Below are 5,711 nucleotides of genomic sequence, written 5' to 3' on the forward strand. Positions count from 1 at the left end.
ACGAGCCCCGCGGCCGAGGGCGCCAGTACGCCACTGAAGGTCGGCGCGGCCGCGCTCGCGGCCGTCGCCGCGGCAGCGGGGCTCGTCTGGGCGCTCACCTCGGGCGACGGCAAGAACGCCCCGCCCGCCGAGGCCAAACCGCCGGCCGCGCAACCGCTCGTGCCGCAGATCCCCGCGCCGTCGCACAAGCCGCCCGCCAAGCCCGCGCCCCCGGCCGCCCCGGCGTCGAGGGCGCAGGCGCCGCACCCGGCTCCGTCGCGGCCCTCTCGCACGCCCGCACCGAAGCCCAAGCCGACGACACCTCCGCCTGCACCGCAGAAGCCCTCGCCCACACCGCCGAAGCCGTCTCCGACGCCGCCGAAGCCAACGCCGACGCCCACACCGCCGGCTCCCCTGCCCCCGTCCGTCTTCCACGTGAACCAGCTGCGGTACGGGAACTTCGGCGACGCCAGTGACCCGCGGGTGCGGCTCGGCGCGGCTGGCTTCCTGTGGCAGCGCTCCGGCATGTCCGTCGGCGGGTCGCGCTACAGCTACGGCGTGAGCATGCACGCGCCGAGCAGCGTCACGATCGACCTGAACCGGCCGTGCTCGACGTACCGGGCGTCCGTCGGCGTGGACGACGTGACGCTGGGCATCGGTTCGCTGCGCTTCTCCGTGTACGGCGACGGTGGGCGCCTGTGGACGTCGCCCGTGGTGCGGGGGCGTCAGGCGGCGGTGCCGGTGTCCGTGAACGTCGAGGGGCAGAAGGCGATCAGGCTCGTGGTGCAGCCGGTGAACCCGTTCAGCGCGGTCGCGGTGGCGGACTGGGCGAACGCACGGATCGAGTGCGGCTGACCGTCACGCGCGGGCCTGCACGCCGACGCCTCCGGAGACCACGAGGTCGTCGCCCGTGATGTAGGCGGCGGCGTCCGAGGCGAGGAAGGCCACCGCCTCGGCTATCTCGGAGGCCGTGCCTGCGCGGCCCAGTGGGACGTCACGCCCCCACGCGTCGACCATCTCCTGGGAGACGCCCATCTTGCTGTATGCGGGGGTGTCGATCAGCCCCGGGCTGACGGCGTTGACGCGGATGCGGCGAGGCGCGAGCTCGATCGCGAGGGATCGCATGAGGGGCAGCAGGGCGCCCTTCGCGGCCTTCATGGCGGCTCCGACCACATCGCCCGCGCCCACGGTGAACACGACCGACGAGCCCTCTTTGAGGAGCGGAAGCGCCTTCTGCAGGGTGAAGAAGTTGCCCTTGACGTTGGTGCCGAACAGCGCGTCGAAGGTCTCCTCGTCGGTCGACTCGATGGGGCCCGGGCGGGAGATGCCCGCGTTGAGGAAGAGCAGATCGAGCGAGCCGAACTGCTCGCGTACCCGATCCATCACGCCGTCGATGTCCGGCAGGGACCGCGCGTCCGCCCGCACGACCGTGACGTCCTCGGGGAGACCCGCCTCGGCGGCGTTGCTGAGGCCGGTGACCATGACGCGGTGACCGCGCGAGCGGAGCAGTTCGGCGGTCGCCTTGCCGATGCCGCTCGTGCCACCGGTGATCAGAGCTGCGGGTGCGGACATGACGTACTCCTTCGTGTGCTGCCGGAAGGCAGGCTGCTCGCCGCTCGACGAGGCCCGCCCTTGTCAGCGTACGACCGCTTGGCAGCGACTGCCAAGTCGCCCATTCGTGTCATGTTGGCAGCGCTGGGCTAATCTGGTGGCATGAAGCAGGAAGCCAGGACGGCGACGGGGGCACCGGCCACGCTGTGGGACCGGACGCGGCAGCTGGCCTCGCGGGAGATCCTCGACACGGCACTGCGGCTGTTCAGCGAGCAGGGCTACGACGAGACGACCGTCGCCCAGATCGCCAGGGAGGCGGGGGTCTCCCAGCGCACGCTCTTCCGCTACTTCCACGGCAAGGAGGACCTGCTCGGCGGCGACCAGGACCGGTTCAGGCAGGTCCTGACGGCCACGATCGGCGAGCAGCCGGACGACGCCGGCGTCTGGGAGGTCCTGCGCGCCGGGGTCGCCGCCGTACTGGCCCTGCACGAGAGCCGCGAACAGGCACTCGAGCGGTTCCGCCTCATGCACACGACCGCCTCGCTGCGTGCCGGCTGGCTGGAGAAGCGGCTGCGGTTCCAGGAGGATCTGCTGCCGCTGGTCCAGGCGCGCATGGGCGGGAGCGGCGGCACCGCCGCCGTGAGGGCCCGCGCGGTGATCGGGACGTCGTTCGCCTGCCTGGACGCCGCGTCGATGACATGGGTCGCGGGCGGCGGCGAGGGCGAGATCATCGACCTGTACGACGAGTGCGTGGCCGCGGTGCGCGGCTGACCACCGGCAGCCCGGCGCTCAGGTCCTAAAGTGCTCAGGTGCTCACGTGCTGAGCTTCGGGCGCGGGATCACTCCGCCCGCCACCGCGCGCCGGCGCGGTGCCGCGGTGCCCGTCCAGCACGTCCCCCTGCGGGACAGCAGCCGGCGCAGCCACAGTTCGGTGGAGACGAGGTCCGCCAGGCCGTCCAGCGGCACCGGTTCGCCGTCCGCCGCGGCGCGCAGCGCCTTGCGCACCACCCGGGCCTCGACGAGGCCCGCGTCCGCGAGCAGCGGGGCGTCGAAGAGAGAGACCAGCTCACCCACCGCGGAGCGCAGGCCCGCGCGGTTGGCCGCCGCGTACGTCGCGCGCGAGGTGGCGCCCCAGCCGGGGGGCAGGTCGTGGATGCCGGTGTCCGCGAGGACCGTGCGCAGCACCTCGGCGCGCGCGTCGGGCTGGACGCGCAGCGCCTCGGGCAGTTCGCGGCACGCGCGTACGACCTGGTTGTCGAGGAACGGCGCGTGCAGCCGCTGGCTGCGGATCTCCGCGGCCTGCTCGAAGACGCGGTGGTCAGCGGCGTAGCGCGCGAGTGCCGCACGCGCGCGTGCCTCGCCGGGGCGCTGTACGGAGGTGGGGCGGGTGGCGGACGCGTAAAGCCGCTGGGAGACCTGGGCGAGGGCCTCCCCCGTCAGCCAGCGCGCGGCGGGTCCCGGGCGCGACCAGGTGAGGGCGGCGAGCGAGGCGTCGACGGGGCCGCCGTAACCGTTCGCCACCGCCGCCCTGTTCGCCTCGGGCAGCCGGGCGGCGGCGTCCTCCATGCCGGTGCGGTACGGCGTGCGGGCCAGGCGGCGGGCCGCGCGGTAGACGGTGAGCGGGACGAAGAGCGAGAACAGTGAGAAGGCGGACGCCCCCTCGGAGCGCGCCAGTTCCGTCACGGGATGGAGCAGGTGGCGTCTGCGCCGGTCGAGAAGGAGGTCGGCCAGGCGCGCGGGGTGCGCGTCGAGCACCTGCCGCGCGCCGGCGCCCGTCAGGTGGTCGGCGCTGCCCGCCGCGAGACGCCGCTTGTGGCGGGCGGCCGCGACGAGCGCGGGCCCCGGCTCGTCGGTGAGCGGCCCGTCAAGGTCGGCGTACGGCAGCGCCTCGGCGCCGCCGGCGACCACGACGTGGTGCAGGCGCGGGTTCTCCGCGATGAGGCCCGCGCGTTCGAGTTCCGCGTCGTCCCTGCTGCCGGTGGTGAGGTCGTTGAACGTGACGGCGAGCAGGCGTTCACCCGCGCCCGTGCCGTGTCCGAGCACCGTGCCGGGCGCGCCGGGCAGTCCGGCGGCGAGCAGGGCGAGCGTCGCGGACGCGCTGCCCCCCGACAGGTCGGCGCCGATGCCGGGCAGCGGGGCGCCGCGTGCGGCGCGGCGGTCCGCGGGGCCCATCCCCGGCACGGGGCCCGGGTCGGGCAGCGGCATCTCGGGCGCGTGGCGCGGGGCCGTGAGGCGCGTGCGCACGGCCTCGACGAGGGCGTCCTTGACGTCGCGTACGGCGTGTTCGGGGTCGCGCTGCGGCGCGGCGACGGCGAGCGACGCGACGGGTTCGTAGCCGGTGATCTCGCGCGAGCCCTCGCGCAGGATCAGGGCGTGGCCCGGAGGGATGCGCTTGACAGCCTCGTAGGGGGTGGAGTCGCGCAGCGCCTCGGGCGTCTCCGGGCAGGCGAGCAGCGCCGCGAGGTGCCCGACGTCGAGTTGGGCCTCGATGAGGTCGGCGAGCGGCAGGGCGGCGGTGGCATAGGCGGTGCCGCCCGCCCAGGGCGTGTGGAAGACGGGGCGCGCGCCCGCGAGATCGCCCGCGATGGTGATGCGCCGCCCTATCTGCGCGACGGCGGTGTAGCTGCCCGGCCAGGCCGTGAGGTGGCGCAGGGCGCCCCCGCGCGCGGCGACGATCCCCAGGCGCAGCTCGTCGTCGGTGGCGCCGCAGCAGCCGAGGACGGCGAGGCGGTTGAACGGGTCGACGGACACGACGCGTACCTCGTCGGGCCGCCAGTCGCCGACGGCCCACAGCGGATCCGGGTCGCCCCACAGGAGTTGGGAGCCCACGGGCGTGATCGTGCCGCCGTCGTCGAATTCGCCGACCGCGTCCACGGCGCCGACCGTGCCGAAATGAGCGGCGATACTGCTCCACCCCACCAGCCAGCGCATCGCCGCCTCCACACCCTGTGGACAATCCAAGCCATAGCCCGTTCGGGACCATGCTGCCACGCCAACGGCGCACAGGAGGGGGGACGGAGGCACGGGCCGCGTGGCGCATGCGCCCCTGGCATGAGCCAACTGGCCGGAACACGCCCCTTGTCGGCGATCCGCCGGCCGGCGGCGGTCCGCCCGCGAATCGCCGCCGACGACGCCGCACGACGGGCGTCATTCGGCCAAATCCGCGAGCGCTTACGCACCGCCGCCGCGCGTGCGGAGGGTGTGCGGGGGCGCTCAGGGGCGTGCGGGGGAACGTACGCACGCTCGGTCCGGGAGGACGCCTCGCGCCTCCCGGACCGGTCCACCGCCCGCGGGGATTGGGGCGGCGGTGTCCCCCAGCCCGCTGGTTCCAGTACGCAGCGGGCCGACCCACGCAGCACCCATGGAAGCGCTCTCCCCCGCGGGCGGCCACGGCGCACGGCCGGGCGCACGGCCACACGAGAGGAGCACGACGCGTCGTCACGACGGCGTGCGCCGCCGCCGGCCGCACGGATGTGCGTCCCGCGGACGGGCCACATTCCCGCCATCCGGAACTCCGCCCCTTAACGGTCGGGATGTGGCGAACTACGCTGGGTTTACGAATGCCGCGCGCCTATGCCGCGACGCGGCGGCCGTCTGTGTGTCGAGGGGTGACGCATGTCCAGGGAGCTACGCGGGCCGAACGAGAAGCTCGGTACGGTCCTCGCCCTCGCGGGAATCAGCAACGCCGGGCTCGCCCGGCGTGTCAACGACCTCGGGGCGCAACGCGGCCTGACGCTCCGTTATGACAAGACGTCCGTGGCGCGATGGGTGTCGAAGGGCATGGTGCCGCAGGGCGCCGCGCCCCACCTGATCGCGTCCGCGATCGGGGCGAAGCTCGGCAGGCCGGTGCCGCTGCACGAGATCGGGCTCGCGGACGCGGATCCGGCGCCCGAGGTCGGGCTCGCGTTCCCGCGGGACGTCGGCCAGGCCGTCCGCACGGCGACGGAGCTGTACCGCCTCGACCTCGCGGGCCGCAGGGCCGGCTCCGGCGGCCTGTGGCAGTCGCTGGCGGGATCGTTCTCGGTGAGCGCCTACGCGACGCCCGCCTCGCGCTGGCTGATATCGCCCGCCGACTCCTCGGTGGCGCGCGACACGTCCGTCGCGCTGGCCGCGCGCGGGGCGCACGGCGCGGACACCGCGCGGGGCCGCGGAACCGGCCAGGCGGTCGCGGGCACGGGCCC

5 protein-coding genes are annotated in these 5,711 nt (G+C 74.7%); 3 read left to right on the forward strand and 2 right to left on the reverse strand.

The window, feature by feature from the left end; genetic code table 11:
* A partial coding sequence (locus JFN87_RS31780) for an NPCBM/NEW2 domain-containing protein (protein WP_209345774.1) occupies positions 1-834 on the forward strand: 834 nt, incomplete at its 5' end.
* A 3-nt stretch (positions 835-837) separates the two neighbouring features.
* On the opposite strand, the gene JFN87_RS31785 is transcribed toward JFN87_RS31780, so the two are convergent.
* Positions 838-1,551 (reverse strand): SDR family oxidoreductase, encoded by a 714-nt coding sequence (locus tag JFN87_RS31785; protein ID WP_209345776.1) that lies wholly within the window; start codon positions 1,549-1,551, stop codon positions 838-840.
* Between the two features lie 141 nt (positions 1,552-1,692).
* Here JFN87_RS31785 and JFN87_RS31790 point away from each other — a divergent pair, with 141 nt between their 5' ends.
* Positions 1,693-2,301 carry a TetR/AcrR family transcriptional regulator gene (locus JFN87_RS31790; protein ID WP_209345778.1) on the forward strand — a complete coding sequence of 203 codons (609 nt, stop codon included), beginning with the start codon at positions 1,693-1,695 and terminating at the stop codon, positions 2,299-2,301.
* A 42-nt stretch (positions 2,302-2,343) separates the two neighbouring features.
* On the opposite strand, the gene JFN87_RS31795 is transcribed toward JFN87_RS31790, so the two are convergent.
* On the reverse strand, positions 2,344-4,461 hold the full coding sequence (locus JFN87_RS31795) for an asparagine synthase-related protein (protein WP_209345779.1): 2,118 nt from the start codon (positions 4,459-4,461) through the stop codon (positions 2,344-2,346).
* A gap of 684 nt (positions 4,462-5,145) precedes the next feature.
* Between JFN87_RS31795 and JFN87_RS31800 the strand changes: the two genes are divergently transcribed.
* The coding region (locus JFN87_RS31800) for an NsdA family TPR-like regulatory protein (protein WP_504739800.1) at positions 5,146-5,711 on the forward strand (566 nt) is incomplete at its 3' end.

The sequence above is a fragment of the Streptomyces montanisoli genome, assembly GCF_017813245.1.
GTDB classification, from domain to species: domain Bacteria; phylum Actinomycetota; class Actinomycetes; order Streptomycetales; family Streptomycetaceae; genus Streptomyces; species Streptomyces montanisoli.

Coding starts and splice junctions, on each gene's coding strand:
- JFN87_RS31795 (WP_209345779.1), bottom strand. CDS start 4,461: ATGCGCTGGCTGGTGGGGTGGAGCAGTATCGCCGCTCATTTCGGCACG.
- JFN87_RS31790 (WP_209345778.1), top strand. CDS start 1,693: ATGAAGCAGGAAGCCAGGACGGCGACGGGGGCACCGGCCACGCTGTGG.
- JFN87_RS31785 (WP_209345776.1), bottom strand. CDS start 1,551: ATGTCCGCACCCGCAGCTCTGATCACCGGTGGCACGAGCGGCATCGGC.